This window comes from Paenibacillus sp. MAH-35, assembly GCF_058135425.1.
Genome location: NZ_JBYUPU010000015.1, coordinates 88691 through 113555 on the forward strand (window position 1 = coordinate 88691; position 24865 = coordinate 113555).

21 protein-coding genes, 1 tRNA gene, 1 other RNA gene and 1 pseudogene are annotated in these 24865 nt (G+C 53.6%); 6 read left to right on the forward strand and 18 right to left on the reverse strand.

The window, feature by feature from the left end:
* Positions 1-77: 77 nt before the first annotated feature.
* The 5 genes from AC3Y2E_RS17675 to AC3Y2E_RS17695 all read right to left on the reverse strand — a co-directional run bounded on the left by AC3Y2E_RS17675 (position 78) and on the right by AC3Y2E_RS17695 (position 6297).
* A complete protein-coding gene (locus tag AC3Y2E_RS17675) occupies positions 78-836 on the reverse strand; it encodes an ABC transporter ATP-binding protein (protein ID WP_379212624.1) in 759 nt (252 codons plus the stop codon).
* Positions 837-840: 4 nt separating this feature from the next.
* Complete coding sequence (locus tag AC3Y2E_RS17680; protein ID WP_379212626.1) at positions 841-3159, reverse strand: ABC transporter permease; 2319 nt, start codon at positions 3157-3159, stop codon at positions 841-843.
* Positions 3160-3205: 46 nt separating this feature from the next.
* Positions 3206-3829, reverse strand: coding sequence for a TetR/AcrR family transcriptional regulator (locus tag AC3Y2E_RS17685; protein ID WP_379212628.1), 624 nt, complete (start codon positions 3827-3829; stop codon positions 3206-3208).
* Positions 3830-4181: 352 nt separating this feature from the next.
* Positions 4182-5165 carry a hypothetical protein gene (locus AC3Y2E_RS17690; protein WP_379212630.1) on the reverse strand — a complete coding sequence of 328 codons (984 nt, stop codon included), beginning with the start codon at positions 5163-5165 and terminating at the stop codon, positions 4182-4184.
* 304 nt (positions 5166-5469) lie between these two features.
* Positions 5470-6297 (reverse strand): YitT family protein, encoded by an 828-nt coding sequence (locus AC3Y2E_RS17695; RefSeq protein ID WP_379212632.1) that lies wholly within the window; start codon positions 6295-6297, stop codon positions 5470-5472.
* Between the two features lie 396 nt (positions 6298-6693).
* Here AC3Y2E_RS17695 and AC3Y2E_RS17700 point away from each other — a divergent pair, with 396 nt between their 5' ends.
* Positions 6694-6978: a hypothetical protein gene (locus tag AC3Y2E_RS17700; RefSeq protein WP_379212634.1), complete on the forward strand. Its 285-nt coding sequence runs from the start codon at positions 6694-6696 to the stop codon at positions 6976-6978.
* A gap of 14 nt (positions 6979-6992) precedes the next feature.
* Positions 6993-7349 carry a spore coat protein gene (locus AC3Y2E_RS17705; protein WP_379212636.1) on the forward strand — a complete coding sequence of 119 codons (357 nt, stop codon included), beginning with the start codon at positions 6993-6995 and terminating at the stop codon, positions 7347-7349.
* 217 nt (positions 7350-7566) lie between these two features.
* Here the strand turns inward: AC3Y2E_RS17705 and AC3Y2E_RS17710 are convergent.
* Positions 7567-7665: pseudogene (locus tag AC3Y2E_RS17710) on the reverse strand (SHOCT-like domain-containing protein); the annotation flags it as partial.
* A 137-nt stretch (positions 7666-7802) separates the two neighbouring features.
* Here AC3Y2E_RS17710 and AC3Y2E_RS17715 point away from each other — a divergent pair.
* Complete coding sequence (locus tag AC3Y2E_RS17715) at positions 7803-8759, forward strand: sigma-70 family RNA polymerase sigma factor (protein WP_379212638.1); 957 nt, start codon at positions 7803-7805, stop codon at positions 8757-8759.
* A 76-nt stretch (positions 8760-8835) separates the two neighbouring features.
* On the forward strand, positions 8836-9261 hold the full coding sequence (locus AC3Y2E_RS17720; RefSeq protein ID WP_028548475.1) for an SRPBCC family protein: 426 nt from the start codon (positions 8836-8838) through the stop codon (positions 9259-9261).
* A gap of 79 nt (positions 9262-9340) precedes the next feature.
* Here AC3Y2E_RS17720 and AC3Y2E_RS17725 read toward each other — a convergent pair whose 3' ends face one another.
* The 12 genes from AC3Y2E_RS17725 to AC3Y2E_RS17780 form a co-directional block, all read right to left on the reverse strand.
* On the reverse strand, positions 9341-9757 hold the full coding sequence (locus AC3Y2E_RS17725) for a VOC family protein (protein ID WP_379212640.1): 417 nt from the start codon (positions 9755-9757) through the stop codon (positions 9341-9343).
* 630 nt (positions 9758-10387) lie between these two features.
* Positions 10388-10752: a transfer-messenger RNA gene (gene ssrA / locus AC3Y2E_RS17730) on the reverse strand.
* Between the two features lie 211 nt (positions 10753-10963).
* Complete coding sequence (gene smpB / locus AC3Y2E_RS17735) at positions 10964-11443, reverse strand: SsrA-binding protein SmpB (RefSeq protein WP_317891258.1); 480 nt, start codon at positions 11441-11443, stop codon at positions 10964-10966.
* Positions 11444-11569: 126 nt separating this feature from the next.
* Positions 11570-14155, reverse strand: coding sequence for a ribonuclease R (rnr, locus tag AC3Y2E_RS17740; RefSeq protein WP_379212643.1), 2586 nt, complete (start codon positions 14153-14155; stop codon positions 11570-11572).
* A 324-nt stretch (positions 14156-14479) separates the two neighbouring features.
* Positions 14480-14716, reverse strand: coding sequence for a preprotein translocase subunit SecG (gene secG, locus AC3Y2E_RS17745; protein WP_190930271.1), 237 nt, complete (start codon positions 14714-14716; stop codon positions 14480-14482).
* A 329-nt stretch (positions 14717-15045) separates the two neighbouring features.
* Positions 15046-15738, reverse strand: a complete 693-nt coding sequence (locus AC3Y2E_RS17750; protein WP_379212645.1) for a M50 family metallopeptidase — start codon at positions 15736-15738, stop codon at positions 15046-15048.
* Between the two features lie 87 nt (positions 15739-15825).
* Positions 15826-17118: a phosphopyruvate hydratase gene (gene eno, locus AC3Y2E_RS17755; RefSeq protein ID WP_379212647.1), complete on the reverse strand. Its 1293-nt coding sequence runs from the start codon at positions 17116-17118 to the stop codon at positions 15826-15828.
* A gap of 138 nt (positions 17119-17256) precedes the next feature.
* A complete protein-coding gene (gpmI, locus tag AC3Y2E_RS17760) occupies positions 17257-18795 on the reverse strand; it encodes a 2,3-bisphosphoglycerate-independent phosphoglycerate mutase (protein WP_379212649.1) in 1539 nt (512 codons plus the stop codon).
* Between the two features lies 1 nt (position 18796).
* Positions 18797-19549, reverse strand: coding sequence for a triose-phosphate isomerase (gene tpiA, locus AC3Y2E_RS17765; protein ID WP_379212651.1), 753 nt, complete (start codon positions 19547-19549; stop codon positions 18797-18799).
* Positions 19550-19661: 112 nt separating this feature from the next.
* Positions 19662-20843: a phosphoglycerate kinase gene (locus AC3Y2E_RS17770; RefSeq protein WP_379212653.1), complete on the reverse strand. Its 1182-nt coding sequence runs from the start codon at positions 20841-20843 to the stop codon at positions 19662-19664.
* A gap of 144 nt (positions 20844-20987) precedes the next feature.
* Positions 20988-21992, reverse strand: a complete 1005-nt coding sequence (gene gap, locus AC3Y2E_RS17775) for a type I glyceraldehyde-3-phosphate dehydrogenase (RefSeq protein WP_379212655.1) — start codon at positions 21990-21992, stop codon at positions 20988-20990.
* Between the two features lie 75 nt (positions 21993-22067).
* Positions 22068-23090: a sugar-binding transcriptional regulator gene (locus AC3Y2E_RS17780; protein WP_332075325.1), complete on the reverse strand. Its 1023-nt coding sequence runs from the start codon at positions 23088-23090 to the stop codon at positions 22068-22070.
* A gap of 268 nt (positions 23091-23358) precedes the next feature.
* On the opposite strand from AC3Y2E_RS17780, the gene AC3Y2E_RS17785 reads away from it, so the two are divergent.
* Positions 23359-23433, forward strand: a tRNA-Arg gene (locus tag AC3Y2E_RS17785).
* A gap of 323 nt (positions 23434-23756) precedes the next feature.
* Complete coding sequence (gene clpP / locus AC3Y2E_RS17790) at positions 23757-24338, forward strand: ATP-dependent Clp endopeptidase proteolytic subunit ClpP (protein WP_379212657.1); 582 nt, start codon at positions 23757-23759, stop codon at positions 24336-24338.
* The last annotated feature ends 527 nt before the right edge of the window (positions 24339-24865 follow it).

The following is a 24865-nucleotide window of genomic DNA, read 5'->3' on the forward strand; positions in this document are numbered from 1 at the left end:
GATCCTGCTGGCTTCGGCTGAAGGCCGACTGACTGAGGCTTCCGTACCGCGAAAGCTCCAGCAAAGACGCCCCCGGATTAGATGCCGACTTCCCTCATCTTCACCGTTACTTCCTCGACCCGTCCGTCCAGATCCGTTCCGTCAAACTTGGGCAGCATCAGCTCGCTCACGATCGTCCCGTCGCGCATAAACAAAATCCGCTCCGTCCGCGCCGCAACCTTGGCATCGTGCGTGACCAGCATAATCGCCGTACCCTCCCTGTTAATTTCGGAGAAGATGTCCATAATCTCCTGTGCGGATGAGGAGTTAAGCGCGCCTGTAGGCTCGTCGCCGAATATAATGGCCGGGCTGTTCATCAGCGCACGGCATATGCCCGCACGTTGCAGTTGACCGCCCGAAACCTGCGTAATGTCGCGCTCTCCAAGCTCCCCGATGCCCATCCTTTTCATAAGCGCTCTTGCTTTTTCCGTTATGGTTGCGGTGTTTTTCCGGTTGTCCCGCATGGAGGGAAGAATGATATTGTCGAGAATATTCAGGTACTTCAGCATCGTCGGCTGTTGGAACACGAATCCCATCTTCGTCCGGCGCAGATCGGACAGCTCCTTTTCCCCGATCTCCGATAAATCCTTGCCGTCCACCACGACTTTTCCGCCATTCACGCCATCCGTCCCGCTCAGCGCAAACAGCAGCGTTGATTTCCCCGAACCCGAAGGCCCCATAACCGCAACGAACTCGCCCTCGCCGATTTCGACTGACACCCCGTCAAGCACCTTGCACGTTTCATCGCCCGTTCCGAAAGACTTAACGATACGATCGCCGATAATCACCTTCTTCATCTGCCTACCCCTTCATACTTTCCGAAATATGGATGCGTCCCGCGCCTGAGATGCCGATCCGTGTTGCGAGAAGCACCGTGCCTATCATCAACAGCGGACTAAGCAGATACGCCGAAAGCGGATTGGCCGTAAACTGAAACGCCGACGCTCCAAAGGAGGAAATCATCGCGCCCGCAAGTCTTTCACCAATCGTGTTCGCCAGCAGCGTGCCGAGAACCATACCGACAATGAGGACGAAGACCGCACGCGAAACATACTGCGCCGTCAGATCCGAGTTGGTAAAACCGAACGCCTTCAAAACGGCAATGGAATATTTGTCTTTCGCGACAAGCATTTTCATAAACAGCAAGGTGATCAGCCCCGTTATGATCAGCGCGATTGCAATTGCAGAATAGGCGGCTTTTTCAACCGCGCTTATGGTCGGGCCGTATGTCTGCGCCATATACTCATCAATGTCCGAAACTTTCGCATACTCAAACCTGCCCGCATATTCGGAAACTTTGCTGTCGACCATAGCCCGATCCGTAAGCTCCGCGCTGATCACGTACCACATGACAGCCGCCGACCGATCGGTGAAGACGGCCTTTGCGGTTTTGCCTCCATTCGTGATGTCGGAGTAAATCCCGCTGATCTTGAGCTTTCGTTCCTTCCCCTCAACCAACAGTGTAAGAGAATCGCCCACCTGCTTGCTTAGCTCACTCGCGTTCATCGCAGAAAGCGCCATTTCGTCTTCCGCGGCAGGCGCTCTGCCCTCGGCATATTGCACAGGGAACACGGAATGGTCGCCCAGCTCAACTTTTAACCGTTCCTCCGAACCGTTCTCCATCCGGGCTTGGAACGATTGCGTTGTAAGCACAGCATACTTGGAGATCGCGCTGTCGCCGCTCATCGTTTTAACGATATCTGCGGCTTTCTCGGACATCCGGTCGGTCTGCTGAATATCGATGCGCATATCGCTGTTGCCGATCCCCATGTATTGGCTGAAGCTTTTGGAGGATATCGTATGATACAGATTCTGCGGAACGATCATGATAAAGGCCGAGATCATTAGCACCGCAAGATTCGTGACATATAGTTTTTTTCTTGCGAGCACATCTTTGACGCCAAGAAACACATTCGTGCTGAGCAGCCTGTTACCGCTCAAGGTCAATCGTCTGGCTCCCGCTGTTTGTTCCGGAGAAGTGCCTGCACGGATCGCTTCGGCGGCGGATATTTTCCGGAAACGTCTCAACACTCCGCTTACATAAGCAAGGACGGCAGCGAATACAAGCAGGATGCCGATCATTCCGAACAGCGAAGCGTAAGAACCATGTTCGCTCTCCCCCATATTCAGCCGGATATTTTCAAGAAGCAGGTCCTGCAGCAGGAACGCAAGCAGCAAACCAGCGATACATCCGGCCGCTGCAATCACCGTATATTTTGCCACGTAAATCTTCTTAATGTCGGAGAGCCGCAGTCCGATCGCCTTCATCACGCCGATCTCTCGGTAATCGTCTTCGATTTTGGCCAGAAGCGTAAAGCGGATGCACATCAAGGCGATGGCCACGACCAGCACGCTGACTAGAAGTATTACCCCGATCATCATACCGTCGGAAAGGGCGTTAATCGTTCTGAACAGCGGGTATGTAATCGTCGGTCCGTTCGCTTCAAGCCCCGAGGACGCATAAGCCGTTTCGAATTCGCCGAGCTTCGACATATCCTTTAAGCGAAATTCGATCAGATACTCGATGTTCCCGCGTCCTTTTAATGCCTCGAAATCGCGTTCGCTGAGCAGAAACCGTTTGGAAGAGGCCAGCGTGGAGTTCATCTGCGAATCCCGGAGGAAACCCGCAACCGTTAATTCTTTTCCGGCAATCAACGGTTTATCGCCAATTTTCGCGGTACCGTCCTTCATATAGCTGACCGGAACATACAGCTCGCCATCGGATACGCGTATGATTTGCCCATCGAAGTCAAGCAGATAATCAAACTTCTCGCTCTGGGTAATGAAGCCGTTATCCTGAACGCTGCCTGCCAACGAACGATCGCCGAATCGGATGCGCGAGCCGTCCATGTTCAGAAATTCAACCACTTGAAACTTTTCCACATTGCGGTTCTGCTCCGCAAAAGCGGCCAGCCGCGCACGATCCAGACCGCCCGAATGCATCTGCATAAAATGCGGGGTTTCCGCCTTCGTCATCAGCGTATCGATCGCGCCCGATAGATGGACGACGAGGATCGCCGCCAGCGATACCAGCATAGCGGCCGCAGCAACAAATACCATCGTTGTGAACGTGACCAGTTTGCTCGCCGATATATCGTTGCGGATTATCCTGTAGTACATGGGTCACCTCTGTCGAGTCAAATTCCAATGAGTTACCGCCGAACCCTTAGCCAAACATGTTCATCGTGTCCATCAGACTTCCGCTCTCCGCACCGAGCAGCCTTTCCACATTGCCTATAAAAGCCAGCATTCGCGACACGCGCTCCTCGTCTGTCATGATTACGATATCATCATCAAAAACGGTAATCGCATAGATCACAACCATCTCCATGCACTCATACGGATACGGCGTGCGGAACATCCCCTGCTCGATGCCCTCGCGGATAATTCCCGTCAGGATCGGCGTCACGCCGTTGATGATGACCTTCTGGATTTTCTGATGCATCAGCGCGTTCTGCGGCTTGTGAATGTGATCCATAATTTCACCGCTGCTTCCGCCGCTTATGTTCAGCGCCGCCACAACCCGGACGATACGCTCGACTATGGGGATGCCCTTGTCTTCGGCTATTTCCCGGGCCTCTCCCAGGAGACGGGCGTTATACCGCTCAATCAGCGCATCCATAATCTCTTCCTTCGACTTGAAGTGATGATACAGGGTTCCCCGCGCGATTCCGACCTTATGGAGAATATCGTTTGTACTTGTGCCGTCAAAGCCCTTCTGGCCGAACAGCTCGTCCGCCGCGTCCAGAATTTCGTTCCTGCGCTCTTCCGCTTCTTTTACAATTCTCAATAGTATACCCCCTTTATACCGACCGACTGCCTGTCGGTTTAATCGTAACATGTTTTTTGGCAATGTACAAGCTTTCTCTTCTTCTATAACCGGGCAAGTATCTTGACAGGATTCAACTGCAGCGCGCCGTCCACTTGCAAAGTCCGTTCACGAACGCCTCCGGGTCCCCTCCTTCACGCTGAGGTTCTCTCCCCCAAGCTTATTTTGCAACGCGCACGGTTTTGATGCCCCATCGTGACATGGTGTGCAGGCAAAAGGACGCTCCCCCCACCTCTATCAAGGTTTTGGAAAGCGTCACTGCTAGCCGCCTTGGATCGGCTCACCTGCCGGTGTCGTTCTGGGACAAGTCCGATTAATTCAGATGCTCATAGCCGTCCTCGAACCGCAGCACCCATTCAAAGGAAATTTGCTCCGCCAAATCGCGGTTAAGCTTCAATTCCGGGTAATCTTTAGCAAATTCAATCGTATACAGCAGCGAATACTGCGCATAGGGCGACGGCTCGCCCGCCGTGGCGGTCGGAACGTACCGATCGGGATCGAAGCCTTTGTCGCGGGCAAATTGCTCCAGCGTCACGGAATTATCGATCTGACCGGAAGCGCGCGCTACTTTGTAATGATCCTCGATCTCCCCGTACAGGCCTGAGCGCGGCGTCGCTTGCGCCGTCACATCGATCTCGTCATATACCTCGCCGCCTTTTCGGATTCGAAGCAAGGCCTGCTCCAGCCCGGTTCCCGGTATCCCCAAATCTTTTAATAAAAAGGAAAAGTCCGCATTCAACCGGTCATTGGAAAGGGAGTTCCCCGTATTCGCCTTGGTCACACGGTTGCGATACACCTCGTCCATCAGCGGCAGCCGGCGCGTCTCGGCGTTCAGCTGCTTCTGTCCGGTGCCGCTTCGTTCCCATACGGTCAGCTCGTAATTATGCTCCAGAGACAGTTCCAGCTCGGTTCCATACTGCATGCCCCCTTGAGGCTCCAGCACCGCTTCCAGCGGCATCACCTGGCCGTCGCCGCGCACAGACACCGCAATGACGGCGGAGGGCGACACTTCTTTCAGCGCCACTTGCAAACCAACCTTCGCTTTCTTCTGAGCCAGATCCGCTTCGGTTAATTCATAGTCGAGCCGTTCCACCTTGTCGGCCTGGGCGGTCAGCTCACGGCTGATCCCGTTTACAATCTGGCTTTCCAGCATCTGCACCTGCTGCTGCAGGATGTGAAGTTGCGAGTCTGTCTGGCTGCTCTGTCTGCGAATTTCGCCATTATGCTTGTATCCGATATACAGAACGGCCAGCAAGTTCACGACCAGCAGCGTCACAATCGCTTTGGATCGGTCCATAGCGCCTCCTCCTCCTTGTCTCATGGGATGGGTGCGGAGCGAAAAGAGCAGTACGCCCTTGCCCTCGGGGAAAACTCTCACCTAGGCTATAAAACAACGCATTCTGTATCCATAGTGCCTTATTCTAGCGACATCCGTCAAACCTTTGGCAGCAGATTGCGCATTCGGATGCGCGTCCGGCGGGCCAGAAGGATGCATGTTATCGTATATTACGTGAAAAAGCACCGGGAGTTTCTAGCTGCCCAGTGCTTCCTTGTATCGATGCGATGACTACACCGCCGTTAGCGTCGTCACCGGCTTCCGTCTAGTGGATATTGCGCTTACGGAAGTTGCCGCCTTTCACTTCCGCTATATCATATACGATAATGAACGCTTTATCGTCGATCTCATTAATAATCTCCCTCATTTTGCTTTCCTCAAGCCGGTTGATCACGCATGTGATTTCTTTGAACTGCTCGTTGGAATAACCGCCGTGCACGAACGTGTAGGTGGAGCTGCGCCCCAACCGGTCGCGGATCGTCTCAATCATCTCATCCGCCTGGCTGGTAATGATCTTGTACGTTTTGGAGCCGCTTAATCCTTCCTCTACAATATGAATGACCTTGGAAGCGATAAAATAAGCGATACCCGACAAGATCGCGCCTTGAAGCCCAAATACCGTCGAGACCACTATAAATACGAACAAGTTCAGAAACAAAATCAGATCGCTCGTTCCGAACGGCAGCTTGCGGGCCAGCAGCACGGCCAGCATGTCGATTCCGTCCAGCGCACCGCCGTTACGCAGCGCCAGTCCCATGCCAAAACCGATAATAATACCGCCGACCACGGTAACTAGCAACGTATCGCCCTGCACAATCGTCGGGATATGGTGCATCACCGTTGTACCGATCGCAAGCGACGCGATGCCCAGCACCGAGAAAATCGCAAAGCTTTTGCCGATCTGCTTGTAACCCAAAAAAATGAAAGGAATGTTAATCACGGCAATCAACAGAGCAAGCGGAAGACCGCTCCATTGCGAGCCGACGATGCTCAGGCCGGTCACGCCCCCGTCCGATACGTTGTTGGGGATCAGCACGGCTTCCAAACCATACGCTGTAATAAAACCGCCAACGATTACAGAAACTGCCTTCAATATCTTTCTTCGAATGATCGCTTTCCTAGAAACTGCTCCCACTTTAGTTCCTCTCTTCTTTATCGCGTCAAACCGAACCCGGGGAAACGCTAGAATCAGTCTGCCATAGAATGAGATGGTGCCGGCAGTACCCTCGTCTCGTCTGAATCCCTATCGTAACGACATAACACAGTTCGTTGCTTTTCAATTTTATTCGACAATACGGGCTGCTGCAAGATTTTTTGAAAAAATGCATCGTCCTTCGGGCAATTTTTTGAATCCAGAACGGGACAATCAAGAAAACTTGATAATGAAGAATTGCCGCGATCTCTCCTTTATCGAACCTGGGTGCTCGGATATTTATTCATGATTAAGGAAGGCTAATATTGAAAACCTGTAACCAAGAAAGGAGTCCTTATGGAACAAAACCAAACTCAAGGGCAGCAGCAGCAACCTGTGTTACCCCAACCGCCTCAAATCATTACTACAAAAGACCATCTTTACTTAAAGGATCAATTATCGTGGGAGCTTGTTGCAATGAAAAAATGTCGACATTTCGCCCAAGAATGCTCCGATCCGGAAATTAGCCAGGCCATTGATCGGGCAGGTCAAATGCACCAGCGTCATTTCGAGTTATTATTAAAGCATCTGCAAAACAATAACACGATGGAAATGCAAAAGGTACATCAGTACCAACAATAAGGAGTGTACTTGAAATGAATCAAAGCCAGAGCCCAAATACGATCAAAAACCCTAAACCAGCCTACGAGCCGAAAGTTAAAGGCCCCGAGATGAATGACAGGGATCGAATCAATGACATTCTTGCACTTGAAAAATATTTAACCGACAGTTTCAATATATCCGCCAGAGAAGCGAGCCATGCGTTTCTTCATCAAGACATCATGACGATATTGAACGAAACGCATCAATGTCAGTATGGGATGTATGAGCTGATGTTCCGCAAAGGGCACTATAAATTAGAGGCTGAGGAACAAACCAAGCTTGATCAAACCCATATGCAATTTAGCAACTATAGCTCACAATTCCCTTACCCAAGCACACTGATCCAGTGAACATCCACGAATGATACATACAGAGAAAAGCGACCTATCACGGTCGCTTTTCTCATGGTTTTTATCCAATACTCCACTTTTGCGGGAGGGAACAGCTTTTTCAAGCGTCCCATTGGCAAAGTAACACCGCAAATCCGCCTTTCGATCTTGAGAAATTCATAGGTCATCCTACCCGCTTTACAGTCAATAAACTCAATGCTTGCGATGCAGGCGCCGTCTGCTTCTCCTTTAGGGCGTTAATTAATTCCGAAGCCTTGTCAGAATCAATTTTGCCTTCCTGCATCATGGACAGCACTTTGCCGATTTCTTCTATCATCGTATGGCCCTCCAAGTCCTCGAAGGCCTATGATAAATGACCCCATAATCCTGCCTATTTATTCGGATTGAGGCTTTCCGCTTCATTGCATATAATGAAGGTACCACCCTTCGGGGAGATCGTTAAGGGAGACCGCGATGAACGAGACCGCATTTGACGAACCATTATTTGCAAGCTTAAAGCCGGGCCTAACCTCGTTCTGTTACCGAATGCTAGGCTCCATGGACGATGCGGACGATGCCGTTCAGGAGACGAGTATTCGGGTCTGGCAGAGCTGGAGCAAGTTCAGACAGGATTCCTCGTTCAAAACTTGGGTCTATCGGATTGCCTCCAACCTGTGCTTGGACAAGCTGAGACAATCCAAACGCCGCGCGCTTCCCGTTGATCTGTTCGACCCGGCCGTCGTCATCGTCGAGCCGCGCGACACACTGCCGGACTCTGCCTGGATCTGGCCGTCTCCCGACTTTGGGGGCAATCCGGAGGATCGGCTCGTCCGCAGAGATACCCTTCAACTGTGCTTCATCGCTCTCCTGCAGACCTTGCCTCCGCGGCAGCGCGCGGTACTCATTTTGAAGGATGTATTTGAATGGTCCTCCAAGCAGATCGCGGAAACGTTGGCGATGTCGCCGGCAGCGGTGAATGGCGCCTTGCAAAGAGCCCGAAAGACGATGGACCGGGCGCAGCTTCGCTCGGATGAGCTCAGCAGCATGGACGTTCAACCGGAGCAGGAGTTGCTGTCCCGGTATGTGGAGGCCTTCGAGCAATTCGATATTGCTGCGCTCGTCGCGTTGTTCCACGAGGAAGGCTGCATGTCGATGCCGCCCTTCGAAATGTGGATCCGCGGCAAGGAAGATTTGTCCGCCTTCTATTCGCTTACTCGCTGGCATTGCGAAGGTTCGCGATTTGTGCCCATTACGGTGAATGGCGGTTATCCGGCGTTGGCCCAGTATATGCCGGACAAAGAAGGCTCTGGTCTGGTACCCTGGGGCATCCACGTCATCGAAACCAAAGAAAATCAAATCCTGCACGTTCAAAACTTCATTCATACGCCATTATTTTCGCGATTTGGGCTGCCTGAGCGAATGGACCAATGAATTTCGCCATTGGCTTACGTCTATATCATTGAGAGTAACCAAACGACGAATATCATGAGAGAGGTGTCTATTTAAAATGGAAACGAGTCAACCGACGAAAGTAACCGTGCAAGCCGTCATTCAAGCCCCTGTCGAGAAGGTATGGCGCTATTGGACCGAGCCGGATCACATCACGAAGTGGAATCAAGCGTCCGAGGACTGGCATGCGCCGAGAGCCGAAAACGATCTGCGGGTCGGCGGCAAGTTTCTGACACGGATGGAAGCGAAGGACGGCAGCATGGGCTTTGATTTTGGCGGCGTCTACGATGTCGTGAATCGGCATGAGGCGATCGGCTACACCATGGAAGACGGAAGAAGAGTGGATATTGCTTTCGTCGATCAAGGGAATGAGACGAAGGTCATTGAAACGTTCGACGCGGAAAGCTCCAATCCCGTCGAGTTCCAGCAAGCAGGCTGGCAAGCCATCATGGACAATTTCAAAGCCTATACCGAACAAAACTAATCATCGCGAAGAAGACGCCGGGGAAGATGCCCGGCGTCTTTCTTTTTGAACCCTAGTACGAGCGAGCTCTCCGTTAGCCTTAACCTTGTGCCGCATCCATGTTCATATAGTTAATGGCCCATAGATGGCCGTCCAAGTCCACGAAGCCCCAATGATACATGAACCCATGATCTTCAGGTTCAGCATGCAATTTCCCGCCCAAGGAGACCGCAGTATTCACGATTTCATCGACCTTTTCCCGGCTTTCGAAGGCCAATGCGATCGTCATCTGCGCATACTTGCTCGTATCGACGGATTCCTTCTCCGTGAGCGTATTAAAGAATGCTTGATTGATCAGCATGACCTGCAGGTTCTCGCCGATCACGATGGCTACCGAATTCTCGTTCTCGGGGAATTGCGGGTTGAGTTCGAATCCGAGTCCGGTGAAGAACGCTTTCGACTGTTCTACGTTTTTTACAGGCAGGTTGAAGCTCGTTAATGCGGACGTTAATGCCATTTTCAAAACACCTCTTCGTCAAATTAGTTTGTGTTCATTTATGTCTTCGTTTATTTAGACGACAGCCGATCCGGAAATTCATCGGTCTCATGGATTCGGATTCTTATTGTGCAAGGATAAAGAAGATTGAACCTCTCTAAAAAGGAATTTGTCTGAATATATTAAAGGGTGGGTATCGAGTGACGAAATGAGAAACGGTATGGAAATTAATGATAAAAACCAGGCACGAAAGAAAAAGTTCCCGTAGCCAAATCCTTATAACTATTGAACCCCTAGTAAGAGAAATTGCGAAAAAACAGAGAGCTCCCTCCGCTTCGCTCCGGTCCGCGCGATCTGCCCCCAATTGTCCTTTTCGGACAGGGGTTCTCCTCCCAATTTCCATACCAAACAAAAAAGCACCCTTAGGGGTGCTTTCGTTTGGTATGGAGGCGAGGGGAGTATCGACAATCTTGATTATACTTTCTGCCGATGCCCATTCGACGATGCAGATCGCAGCGGTAGATTTCGATTGCGTGCTCCCTCCGCTTCGCTTCGGTCCGCGCGATCTGCCCCCCAATGTCCTCTTCGGACAGGGGTTCTGCCTCCCTGCCTAATAGCATGCAAAAAGCACCCTTTCGGGTGCTCTGCATGCTATGGAGGCGAGGGGAGTCGAACCCCTGTCCGAAGATAACGCCACACCAGCTTCTACGGGTGTAGTGACAGATTTGATGTCACCCTAGAGTCGCCCCGTCACCGGCTACCCTTCAGGTCAGCCTGATTGTCTTCTTCAGCTAGCCCCAGGCGGAGACTAGACAGCGTATCCCACTAAGGTTGAGCCCCTATCCCGACACATGGGCGATGCAGGGTAGAAGCCGCATCACAGGTTATTAAGCTGCGAAAGCGAGTTTTGGTTGTTGTTTGCCAGTTAAATTGGCGTTCGCGTTGTTGAAGTGGACGCAGCCCCACTACCCGCTACTCATGCTCGAACTATCCCCGTCGAATCCAAAAACGCCCCCGTGATCGGAAGTCTCGTCTGGAACGAGGTGCTTCGCAAGTTCGGCTTGCGGAGCCGAAAACCGACAGCGCATCGTATCGCTGTATACACAGTATATCACATTTGGCTGCTTCCGACACCGCTTCTTGATGGAAACGAAGGTTCACTCTGACAACGATCCCATGGAAAAAACAATGGCGATCTTATCGGCGAATCCCAACGCACCTGTCTGCCTAGCGGGCAATCTTCTGCTTCTCACGCAACGCGCGCTGGATATCGCGCTGAGCATCCCGCTTCGCGTCGCTTTCACGCTTGTCGAACTGCTTCTTCCCTTTGCCGACGCCGATCAGCAGCTTGGCATAGCCGTTACGCACGTAGATCTTGAGCGGTACGATCGTGTAACCCTGCTGCTTCGCCAAGCCTAGCAGCTTGTGAATCTGTACCTTCTTCAGCAGCAGTTTCCTCGCTCGGGTCGGATCGGACGGATTGTGGCGGTTCCCTTGCTCAAACGGGCTGATATGCATATTGTTCACGAACGCTTCACCGTTACGGATCGTACAGAACGCGTCGGATATGTTGGCCCGGCCGCCTCGCAGCGACTTGATCTCGGTACCGGTCAGTACAAGTCCGGCTTCATACGTATCCTCGATAAAGTAATCGTAGGACGCCTTCTTGTTCTGAGCCAGCTGCTTGCCATCGTTTTTCTTGGTCAATTCCATCCCCTCCTTCCGAGTAAGGAACGGACGAACCTTGCGGTCCGTCCGATACCGTTCGTACTACGCTAGGAATTCATTGTATCAACTTCCCTGCGCAAAATCAATGAGGGGCTACCGCTATAATCATTTTTTCCCGCGCTTTTTGCCGCCTGCCAAAGCGCCGCCTTTCACACCGCCGCCGCCCGGCTTGCGCGACGCGCCAAAGCCGCCTCCGCGCTTACCGCCGCTTCCGCTGCCACTGCCGCGCGCGCTTCCTCCGGTGCCGGTGCGACCGCGTCCGCCCCGGCTGCCTCCGCCTGCTCCTGCGCCGCGCTTGCCTCCCGGCCGCACATTGGTCCACTCGCCGCCGTCGCCGGCCTCGCTCGCCCGGCCGCTTCCGGCCGCTCCCGCGCTTGTGCCGCCGCCTGCTCCCGCACCGCCGCCAGCCCGCGCGCCGCGATCGCCGCGCTTGCCTCCGCCGCCGCGGCTGAAGCCCCACATGTCGACGCCGCCCCGTCCGCGTTCGCGATCCTTGCCTTCGTCGCCGCGCTTACCCCGCTGTCCGCGGTTCCCGTCGACGAAATTCACCTTTTGCCCGCGCGGCTGCGCATCTACCATTTCAAAATCGATGTTGTGCTCCTCAAGGTTGACCCGGGCTACGCGCACCTTCACTTCGTCGCCGATCCGGTAAATCTTCGACGTCCGCTCGCCGATCAGCGCATGCTGCAGCTCATGATAATGATAATAATCGTCGGACAGATCGCTTAGCCGGATCAGCCCTTCGACCGTATTTTGCAGCTCAACGAAAATACCGAAGTTGGTCACGCTGCTGATGATCCCCTCGAACTCTTCGCCGACCTTGTCCAGCATATATTCGGCCTTTTTCAGAGCCTCGGTGTCCCGCTCCGCATCCGCCGCCAGCCGTTCCCGCTCCGACGACTGCTTCGCAATATCGTCCATCCGTCCGCCCAAATACTCATGACGCAGCTCGCTCAGCGAACCGTTCTCCAGCACCTCGCGGATCACCCGGTGGATGATCAGGTCCGGATAACGCCGGATCGGCGAAGTAAAGTGCGAATAATACTCGGCGGCCAAACCGAAGTGGCCGAGGCTGTTCGCATCGTACTTGGCCTGCTTCATCGAGCGCAGCATCACCGTGCTGATAATCGTCTCTTCCTTCGTTCCGCGGATTTCCTCCAGCAGCGTCTGCAACGCCCGAGGATGAACGGTATTCCCTTTCCCGCGCACGACATAACCGAAGTTGGTGATGAACTCCATGAAGTGCTGCAGCTTGTCGCCGTCCGGATTTTCGTGAATCCGGTACAGGAAAGGCACCTTCAGCCAGTGGAAATGTTCGGCTACCGTCTCATTCGCGGCCAGCATGAACTCTTCGATAATCTGCTCGGCGATCGAACGGTCCCGTTTGACGATATCCGTCGGCTTGCCGTTTTCGTCCACGAGTATTTTCGACTCCTGGAAATCGAAATCGATCGCTCCGCGTTTCATCCGTTTCCTGCGAAGCTTCATCGCCAGCTCTTCCATCAGCTTGAAGAAATCGACGAGATCGGCGTACCGGCTCGTCACCTCTTCGTCTTCACCGGCCAATATTTTGCGCACATTCGTATAGGTCATGCGCTCCGTCGTCTTAATCACGCTCGTGAACACATCGTGGCGCACCACATTGGCGTCTGCGTCGAACTCCATCTCGCACGACATCGTCAGCCGGTCAACCTTCGGGTTCAAGCTGCAGATTCCGTTGGACAACCGGTGCGGAAGCATCGGAATGACACGGTCGACCAAATAAACACTGCAGCCGCGATTATACGCTTCCCGGTCGAGCGGGGAGTTCTCGCGCACGTAGTAACTGACGTCGGCAATATGAACGCCCAGCAAATAGTTGCCGTTCGGCAGCAGCTCCACGTTGACCGCGTCATCGAGATCCTTGGCGTCTTCGCCGTCGATCGTCACAATTGTCCGATCCCGCAAATCCCGGCGTCCGCGGAGGTCTCCCTCGCTGATCGAATCCGGCACGCCTTCCGCCTCGGCGGTCACTTCCTCCGGGAATGCTTCCGGCAGCTGGTATTTGCGGATAATGGACAAAATGTCCACGCCCGGATCGTCCTTATGCCCGAGAATTTCCACAACCCGGCCTTCCGCCGCCGCACGCCCCTGCGGGTAGGTGACGATATCGACGACGACCTTTTGACCGGTTACCGCGCCTTCGAAATAATCTTTCGGGATAAAAATATCTTTCGTAATCCGTTTGTCGTCCGGAATAACGAACGCATAACTTTCGAAGCTCTGGAACGTCCCGACGATTTGCTTAATCGCGCGTGTAACGATCCGGACAACTTCCCCCTCCAGCCTGCCTCCGGCCGCGCTTTTGGAGGTGATGCGGGCCAGCACGATATCCCCGTTCATCGCCCCGTTCATGTCGTTCGCATGAATATAAATATCCGGATGTTCTTTGTCGTCCGGCAGCAAAAACCCGAACCCTTTGGCGTGAGCCTGAAGCTTGCCCTTCAGCAAATTCATCCGCTCGGGAACCCCATAACGCTCCGTCCGGGTGCGAATAATCTCTCCGGCTTCCTCCAACTGATTCAGCAGTTTCAGAAACTGTTTAAACGCATCGGCATCCGCAATCTCAAAATGCTTCTCCAACTCCTGATACGTCATCGGCTTGTACGCTTTCTCGCGCATAAAATCAAGCAATAGCTCGGCTGTCATCATAAAATCACCTGTTTCCTGTCGATAATTACTCTGTATGTTAGTATTGACGTTTTCGACCCGCTCATCCCCCTAATCATGACGTTCTCCGATAAAGAATGTTCTCTTTGCTTTTACACGATAACCAAGCACTTTAAACATTCGATACAGCTGCGGCCAGTTTCCGAAGGAGGACTGCCTGCGCAGCCGCACCATCTTGGTGGTAGAGACAGCCTATTCCCGGCAACCATGCCGCCCGCAGCCTTCGCTCACTTGTAAGGGCAACCACGATTTGCCAACTAAAAAACAGCAGGAGCTTAGCACCCCTGCTGCGTTCGATGTCGACATTTAAGCTTTTACCACGTATGCTACGATAAGGGACAACAGGAAAAACGATACGGCAAATCCGACCGTTACCCGGGACAGAAGTAATTCCAATCCGCGTGCTTTCTGTTTACCGAAGAGGTGTTCCGCACCGCCCGAGATGGCACCGGATAATCCCGCACTCTTCCCTTTTTGCAAAAGAACGATAGCGATCAGGCCAATCGATGCGATGACGAGCAAAATTTTCAGAAAAATTTCCACTTGATCCACCTCCAGTTCGAAATCCCTATGTATCTGCGTACATGATCTTACGATCAAATGTTTCAAACCCACAGTACAAAGCAATATTTATTGTATCACAAACGGCGTCCCAAGACAAGTTCATCATCCTGCATTTCGCCCGGAACGAAGCTCGAATCCGCATCTTTGCTTATCCGCCTTGTCTGCAGCCGATTATTGTCGCTAGTTATAGGATCAGTACTGTGTCACACGGACAAGCTGCGATCCTTTACAATATGAATCGTACGCCTCATTAATAAACAAATGAAGCTAATCCTTCATATCTTTAAATGATAGCCGAACCAATCTGATCAAACCTGGCTTTCCCAGCGGGGAGTCGGCGTTTTGCGGGCACGGTTAACCGCCATAAAATCGGCGATCGCTTTTCTGGCGCACAGCAGTGAAAAAATCAGGAACACAATCGCCCACAACATCGCGGGCAGTCCCGTCGAACGGCTTAATCCGCTTGCATCTCCAGCCCGGCTCGGATCGATGACCGACATGTAGATCAAGTTGATCGGCCCCATGACCGATTCCTCGAGACAGATAAACGAGACGAGCAAATAGTAAAACTTGCGCAGAAACGGGAACGGTACGAACATAGCGATCCCATTCACCACGATAAACCCGATCAGCCATAGGACGCCGAACGTATTGTTGACGAAAAAGGCGAGCGACAGAACGGCCAGCAGCGACATCGCCACAAAACCAAGCCCCAGCTTCCCTTTCCTGTAGCAATTGAACAAAAAGACAGCGAACAGCGACGCGGTTACATACCCCGCAAGCCCGAGCGGTATCGTCTTCCACCCTTGCTCGATGTACGAATACGTCACGCCCGCATGATTGGCATACAGCTCGATGTACAGCACCTGGCCGGACAATACCAGCGTAGCGACCGCATGACCGAGCTCATGTACCATCGTATCGACATTTCGAAAAAAAGAAGAGTAGGGGATCCACCCCGTCAGTATGGCTGACCCCACCAAAAACAGTATCGTTGTCATCCACCGACTCATCCGGATCCCCTACTTTCCGAGAGTTACCCTGTAAATCTGCTGACCTTACAAGTATTCCGCAGTGCGGAAAGCTTTTTATTTGAAGTTTTTCAGGTTGTAGAACGATTGGCGTCCCAGATAACGAGCCGTCGTGCCAAGCTGATCTTCGATGCGGAGCAGCTGGTTGTACTTCGCAACGCGGTCCGTACGGGAAGGCGCGCCCGTTTTGATCTGGCCTGCATTCGTTGCAACCGCGATGTCGGCGATCGTGCTGTCTTCGCTTTCACCGGAACGGTGCGAGATAACAGCCGTGTATCCTGCGCGTTTCGCCATTTCGATCGCGTCGAACGTTTCCGTCAGCGTACCGATTTGGTTGACTTTGACAAGGATCGAGTTGCCGATATTTTCTTCGATACCACGGGACAGACGCTCGGTGTTCGTGACGAACAAATCGTCGCCCACAAGCTGAACTTTGCCGCCCAGCTTCTCGGTCAGCAGCTTCCAGCCGGCCCAGTCGTCTTCAGCGCAGCCGTCTTCGATCGTCACGATCGGATATTTCTCAGCCCAGCCGGCCAGGAAGTTAACGAACTCTTCCGGCGTGTACGATTTGCCTTCGCCTTCGAGGTGGTATTTGCCGTCTTTGTAGAACTCGGTGGAAGCAACGTCCATGCCGAGGAAGACGTCAACGCCCGGCTTGTAGCCTGCGCGCTCGATTGCTGTAATGATCGTTTGGATCGCTTCTTCGTTGGAGCTCAGGTTTGGAGCGAAGCCGCCTTCGTCGCCTACAGCGGTGTTCAAGCCTTTTTCCTTCAGAACGCTTTTCAGGCTATGGAAAATTTCCGTTCCCCAGCGCAATCCTTCTTTGAAGGACGCAGCGCCTACAGGCAGAACCATGAACTCTTGAACGTCTACGTTGTTGTCCGCATGAGCTCCGCCGTTGATGATGTTCATCATCGGAACCGGAAGCTGCTTCGCGTTGAATCCGCCCAGGTACGTGTACAAAGGCACGTTCAAAGCGTCGGCTGCAGCGCGGGCTACCGCCATCGATACGGCCAAAATCGCGTTAGCGCCCAGCTTCGCCTTGTTCGGCGTGCCGTCCAGCGCGATCATTTTATTGTCAATCGCTACTTGGTCCAAAGCGTCCAGACCGATCAGCTCCGGAGCGATGAGCGTGTTCACGTTGTCTACAGCTTTCAGAACGCCTTTGCCCAGGTAACGGCCTTTGTCGCCGTCGCGAAGCTCTACAGCTTCGTAAGCGCCTGTCGAAGCGCCGGACGGAACGATCGCATGTCCTTTTGCACCGGATTCGAGGTATACTTCCACCTCAACGGTCGGATTGCCGCGGGAATCGAGCACTTCGCGTGCGTAAACGTCGGAAATAATAGTCATGGTTCGTAGACACTCCTTCACTTAGATAAAGTATGTAGCCTGCCGGTGAAACAGAAGCAGACCGTATAAACGCGAGGCCGGGACTTCCAAGAGAAGTCCGGTCCCGCGAATGTTTACCTGAAACCGCTCTTGCCCGAATTACTTGCTCAGCATCGATCGTCCGGTCATCTGCTCCGGCTTCGCCACCTGCAGCAGCTCAAGTATCGTCGGGGCGATATCCGCCAGGATGCCGTCGCTTCTTAGTGTAACAGATTTGTCGGTCACAATGAAAGGCACCGGATTCGTCGTATGTGCGGTGAACGGACGGCCGTTCTCGTCAAATACCATATCCGCGTTGCCATGGTCCGCTGTAATGATCGCGACTCCGCCTTTGGCAAGCACCGCCTCGACCACTTGGCCGAGACAATCGTCCGTCGCTTCGACCGCCTTGATCGTAGGCTCCAGCATGCCGGAATGGCCGACCATATCCGGGTTGGCAAAGTTCAGGATGATCGCATCATGGTTCTCGGCTTCGATCTCTTTCACAGCCGCAGCCGCCACTTCATAAGCGCTCATCTCCGGCTGCAGATCGTACGTCGCTACCTTCGGCGAATTGATCAAGATCCGGGTCTCGCCCGGAAGCTCGACGTCACGGCCGCCGCTGAAGAAAAACGTCACGTGCGGGTATTTCTCCGTCTCGGCGATCCGGAGCTGCTTCAAGCCGTTTTGCACGAGCACCTCGCCCAGCGTGTTATCGAGGTCTTTCGGTTTGTACGCAACAAAGCCGCCTACGGTTTCACTGAATAACGTTAAACAAACGAAATACAAGTCCTGAGGGGCCCGGTCGCCCCGGTCGAAGCCGCGGAAGTCGCTGTTCGTGAACACTTGGGACAACTGGATGGCACGGTCCGGGCGGAAATTGAAGAACACGACCGCATCGCCCGATTCGACCAGTCCGGCCGGCTTGCCTGCCGCATCCGTAATGACCGTCGGCATGACGAACTCGTCATAAACCGACTTCTCGTACGATTCGGCGACCGCCTGCAAAGGATCGGTATACTGAGGTCCTTCTCCGTACACCATCGCGCGGTAAGACTTCTCGGTCCGCTCCCAGCGCTTGTCGCGGTCCATCGCGTAATAACGGCCTTGTACTGTGGCGATCTGGCCGATACCGACTTTGGCGATGTGAGCTTGTACCCGCTCGATGTAGCCTTTGGCGCTGTCCGGAGCCACGTCGCGACCGTCGAGAAACGCGTGGATATAGACGTTGTCCAAGCCTTCTTTCTTCGCGAGGTCAATCAGCGCAAGCAGGTGCTCGATATGGCTGTGCACCCCGCCGTCAGACAGCAGTCCGTACAGATGAAGCTTCTTTCCTTGCTCCTTCGCATGACGAACCGCACCGATAATCGTCTCGTTCTCGAAAAACTCGCCTTCACGGATCGACTTGGAGATCCGGGTCAAATCCTGATACACGATACGGCCTGCGCCGATATTCAGATGACCGACCTCGGAGTTGCCCATCTGCCCTTCAGGAAGCCCTACGGCTTCGCCGCAGGCGGTCAGCGTCGTATTCGGATAGGTCGCCATGTAACGGTCGTAATTCGGCTTCTTAGCCTGCGCTACGGCGTTGCCTGCGGTTTGCTCCCGCAAGCCGAAGCCGTCCAGAATGATCAGCGCAACCGGTTTCGGTCTGGCCATCTTAGCGCGCCCCCTCGACGAGCTGGACATAAGAAGCCGGCTCCAGGCTGGCGCCGCCTACGAGTGCGCCGTCGATATCTTCTTTTTGCATAAATTCGCGGATATTGTTCGGTTTGACGCTGCCGCCGTATTGAATCCGCACTTTGCCCGCGACTTCGCCGCCGAACACCGCCGAGATTCTTTCACGGATGTAGCCGATCACGTCAGCCGCGTCTTCAGCCGTCGACGTTTTGCCCGTTCCGATCGCCCAGATCGGCTCATAGGCTACAACGACTTGCGACGCCTGCTCCGCGCTGAGGCCCTGCAGAGCCGCTTCCGTCTGTACGCGGCAGACGTCTTTCGTCTTGCCTGCTTCACGCTCTTCGAGGCTCTCCCCGACGCATACGATCGGCAGAAGTCCGTGTTTGAACGCCGCATGGACTTTTTTATTGACGTTCTCATCCGTCTCGGCGAAATAAGCCCGGCGCTCGGAGTGGCCGATGATGACGTAGTCGACGCCCAGATCTTTCAGCATGGCGCCGCTGATCTCGCCTGTGAACGCGCCGCTGTCTTCCCAGTGAAGGTTTTGCGCTCCGACTTTGAGCGACGTTCCTTTCACCGCTTCCACCAAAGCCGGCAAGCTCGTATAAGGCGCGCAAATGACGCTTTCCACGCCGTCCACTTCCGCTTTGCCTTTCACTTCCTGAATGAACGCAGTCGCTTCGCCGACCGTTTTGAACATTTTCCAGTTGCCTGCAATAATCGAAGTTCTCATCGGATTTTCGAACGCTCCTCTCGAATGTAAAGTGGGGACGTCCCCTTGGTAAAACTACATGCTATGTCCATCGTGATGCGCGAATGTGTATATGAAAAGCGTAACGCCGTTCTTACTTGTCGTTCAGTGCAACGACGCCCGGAAGCGCCTTGCCTTCCATAAATTCAAGCGATGCGCCGCCGCCGGTGGAGATGTGGTCCATCTTGTCCGCCAGGTGGAACTTCTCGGCTGCCGCAGCGGAATCGCCGCCGCCGATAACGGTGTAGCCTTGCGTAACCGCACAAGCTTCCGCGACCGCTTTGGTTCCGTTCAGGTACGGATTCAGTTCGAATACGCCCATCGGTCCGTTCCAGACGACCAGCTTCGATTTGGCGATGACGTCCGCGTACAGCTCGCGGGTTTTCGGTCCGATGTCGAAGCCTTCCCAGTCCGCCGGAATTTCGTTGATCGGTACGACGCGGGTGTTGGCGTTATTGCTGAAATCGTCTCCGATCACGATATCGACCGGCAGCATCAGATTGCAGCCTTTTTCCTTCGCTTTTTTCAGGAAGCCCAGAGCCAGGTCGAGCTTCTCGTTGTCGACGAGCGATTTGCCGATTTCGTAGCCTTGAGCTTTCAGGAACGTGTACGACAAGCCTCCGCCGATGAGCAAGTTATCGGCAATACCGAGCAGATGTTCGATCACGCCGATTTTGTCTTTGACTTTGGAGCCCCCGACGATCGCCGTGAACGGACGGTCCGGGTTGTTCAGCGCTTTGCCCAGAACTTCCAGCTCTTTCTCCATCAGCAGTCCCGATACGGCCGGCAAATGATGCGCGATCCCTTCGGTGGACGCATGAGCGCGGTGAGCGGCGCCGAAAGCGTCGTTTACGTACAGCTCGGCCAGCTCGGCAAACGCTTTTGCCAGCTCCGGGTCGTTTTTCTCTTCGCCTTCGTAGAAACGTACGTTCTCGAGCAGCAGTACATCGCCATCATTCAGGCTGGCGATTTGCGCCTTGACCGTTTCGCCGATCGCTTCGTCGGCTTTGACCACCGGCTTGCCGAGAAGTTCCGACAGACGTGCCGCTACCGGAGTCAGTCTCATCTCCTCGACGACCTGTCCCTTTGGACGTCCCAGATGGCTCGCGAGGATGACCTTCGCGCCTTGTTCCGTCAGGAAGCGAATCGTCGGCAGCGTCTCGCGGATCCGGGTATCGTCGGTAATTTGGCCGTTTTCCAGCGGTACGTTGAAGTCGACGCGGACGAATACTTTCTTGCCGGCCGTCTGAACGTCCCGAACGCTTTTCTTATTCATGGGAACTCCCCCTCTTGTAAAGTGTCTACCGTCAAACAAGGAGGCACACACAGGGAAAGAGGAGAATCGCTTCTCCCCTTCCCTTGCCTTCTTACGCGGGCGGAACGTACGAGAGCGTCCCGCCTGTAGCGCGGTTATTCGATATTACAGTCCTTTGCTGGCGATGAAGTGAGCCAGGTCTACGACGCGGTTGGAGTAGCCCCACTCGTTGTCGTACCAGGATACGACTTTCACGAGGTTGTCGCCTACGACCATCGTCGACAGCGCGTCGATCGTCGAGGAAGCCGGATCGCCGTTGAAGTCGCTCGATACAAGCGGCTCTTCGGTATAAACCATGATCCCTTTAAGCGGTCCGTTAGCCGCTTCTTTCAGAGCTGCATTTACGTCGTCAACCGTCACGTTAACTTTCAGCTCGGCTACGAGATCCGTTACGGATACGTTCGGAGTCGGTACGCGGAATGCCATACCGTTCAGCTTGCCTTTCAGCTCAGGCAATACGAGGGATACGGCTTTCGCTGCGCCCGTCGAAGAAGGAATGATGTTCTCGGCTGCTGCACGCGCACGACGCAGGTCTTTATGCGGCAGGTCAAGCACTTGCTGGTCGTTCGTGTACGAGTGAACGGTCGTCATCATGCCTTTAACGATGCCGAACTTGTCGTTCAATACTTTGGCGAAAGGCGCCAGGCAGTTCGTCGTACAAGAAGCGTTGGAGATGATCGTATGCTTGGTAGGATCGTATTGGTCGTCGTTAACGCCCATAACGATCGTGATGTCTTCGTTGCTGGCAGGTGCGGAGATAATAACTTTCTTCGCGCCGCCTTTCAGGTGAAGCTCGGCTTTTTCTTTCGCCGTGAAGATACCGGTCGATTCAACGACGATTTCTACGCCTACGGAAGCCCAAGGCAGGTTCCCGGGATCGCGCTCGGCGAATACTTTGATTTCTTTACCGTTTACGAACAACGCGCCTTCGCCTGCTTCTACTGTAGCGTTCAGGCGGCCATGCGTCGTGTCGTATTTGAGCAGGTGCGCCAGCGTGCTGACGTCCGTCAGGTCGTTAATCGCTACGATTTCTACATTCTCGTTGTTCAGCGCTGCCCGAAATACGTTCCGTCCGATACGTCCAAATCCGTTAATCCCTACTTTAACCATTGAAAAGTCCTCCTCGAGAGAAATGGAATCTTGTATGTCAAGACAAGCCTGTAGGACTTGTCAAGATAACCTGGCCTATACGTACTTCAGCAGCTCGGTGGCCGCCGCTTCGTCCGTTACGAGCACATCCTCGTGCCCGAACTTCATAACCGCCGCGATCGCTTCACCCTTGCTCTTGCCCCCGGCTACCGCGATGACGACTTCCGTCTCCTGAATGTCCTCCAGCCGCAGGCCGACCGTCTGCATCTTGTGCACGACATGGCCTTCGCGATCGAAGTAATAACCGAACGCTTCCGCCAGCGCGCCTTCCGCCGTCAGCTCTTGAATCGTCTGGAAGTCTACCTTCCTCCGCCGCGCCATCACCATCGCGTCGCCGATTCCGTGAACGACGATACGCGCACTGCGAATAACCTCGACGATTTCCAGTATGTTCGGATCCTGCATGAGAGATACATAGGCTTCCTCGCCTAAATGATCGGGCACGTGCAGCAGCCGGTATTGTCCGCCTGCTTTCTTCGCCATTGTCGAAGCGATCGAGTTCGCCTGCAGCTCGACGCTTTCGCCCAAACCGCCTCTTGCGGGCACGAACATGCTGCCTTTCATCTGAACCGACGGGGTCAAAAAGTTCGCCACTTCCGCAAGCGTAGATCCGCCTGCTACGGCCACGACATCGTTTTTCGATGCGTATCTCCGCAGCGCGGCCGCTCCGGCCCGGCCCACTTCCTTCTTCGTCAGTTCGGATACATCCGAATCTCCGGGTACGATCACAACCTGGCGCAGCGAAAACCGCGTCCGCAGCGTCTCCTCCAGATCGGACAACCCGAGCAGCTCCTTAACGATCGGCTCCATATCCTCCAGCAGCTGTCTGCCCGAGTCGCTGAGCTTCATCCCGGACGATTCCGTCTCGAGCAATCCTTGCTCGCGCAGAAAATCGACCTCGCCCCGCAGCACCCGTTCGCTTAGCTCCAGATGGGTGGCCAAAGCGCGACGGCCCACAACTCCCGTCGTCGAAATATGATGCAAGATGGTGTAGCGTTTCTTCAAGACGTCCGTCAAATCCGGCAACAGCCTCTTTTGAATATCCAAAATCTGCCTCATGGATCGCGGACACACTCCCGAATCGGATTGCAGCTAGCGGGATTTTGTTTTCGGGACATTTTTCGTCCCGCACTTTCATTTTCCGTCCCGCAACTTCCACTTTATTATATGCATCTTTTTCTGAAAATGCAAGGCGACATTTGTTCGCATCTTTTGTCGAAACAGTAGGGGTTAAAATTCCCTCAAAAGAAACAGCTTGCTTTTTTTTTATCGATGTCCTATAATAACCTTTGCGTCCGAAAAACAGTTATGACGCAAACAACAATATGCGCTCGTGGTCCAATGGATATGACGTAGGCCTCCGGAGCCTGAGATCAAGGTTCGATTCCTTGCGAGCGCGCCATATATGACACCGACAGACGTCCTTTGGACGTTTTTTTGCATTATAGGGCTAATTTCACAATTCGGCCTGCCCGCTTCAGTCCAAGGTTTCACTCTCGTCTCCAGCCCTATTTATGGATCGTGCTATTCCTTCCGTCGATCCTTGGAGTATCCGGTGCGCTTGGCCTTATAAACTGCCAAACCGGTGGCTATACTGGAAAAGCAGCCGGAATAAACATCGTTTTAATTGATTTGACCTTTCTTGACCTTTGGGCCGTTTTCCGTTATGATAGAGGTAGTTTCCACCCCGAGTGGACGATCCGTTCAATTAAGGAGGCTTTAGCTATGAGTTTTATCCCTATGGTAGTCGAACAGGACGCACGCGGTGAACGCGGGTACGATATTTATTCCCGTCTGCTCAAGGACCGGATCATCTTCCTCGGCACGCCCGTAAACGACGCAATCGCCAATGCGATTATCGCCCAGATGCTGTTTCTGACGGCGCAAGACCCGGATAAAGACATAAGCCTGTACATCAACAGCCCCGGCGGTTCGATTACGGCCGGTATGGCGATATTCGATACGATGCAATTTATTAAACCGGACGTATCCACGATCTGCGTCGGCATGGCCGCTTCGATGGGCGCGTTCCTGCTCGCTGCAGGCGCCAAGGGCAAGCGCTACGCGCTGCCGAACAGCGAAGTGATGATTCACCAGCCGCTCGGCGGGGCCGAAGGCCAGGCCAGCGATATCGAGATCCGCGCGAAGCGCATCATCAAGCTGCGCGAGAAGCTGAACGGCATCTTGTCCGAACGTACGGGCCAACCGCTCGAGCGGATCGACAAGGATACCGACCGCGACTATTTCATGAGCGCGGAAGAAGCCGCCCAGTACGGCATCATCGATAAAGTCGTCTCCAAGATTTAACCATTCCATACTTCACTAACCCAGAAAAGAGCTCGCTGAACCGGACCGGTTTGGCGAACTCTTTTTTTATAGACTGGAATGAGCTGGAAGCGCCCATAAGAGCGGTTCGCACCCTTTATTTTGTCCGAAACCCGCTCCGACGAAGACTTAAGAGCGATTTGTAGCTGCTAATATCCGCGAAAAGAGTGCAGCCCCCACTAGTTGGTTGAAATAAGGGGTACGAACGAGACTGTCGATTCATTGTGTAGAAGTGTTAGCAGACCGTTCCAAGTGAAAAGTTACCTTCTTCTGCTCAAACAGGTTGTCCGGAATCCCTTGATTGAATAAGGATTGTAAGGTAGGGGATTCCAGACAAAACTCGCCAGAAGCTAATCTTTTCCCTTTCCACTTGGTTGTCCACATTGAATCGACAGCCTCACGAACCACCTTTATTCGTCGCTGTTTCCCTCATATGCCGAAAATAGAGGGCTCTAAAGACTCTTATATTGTTCAGTGCCTGCCTACCAAAAAAAAGCCGGGAGCCGTTT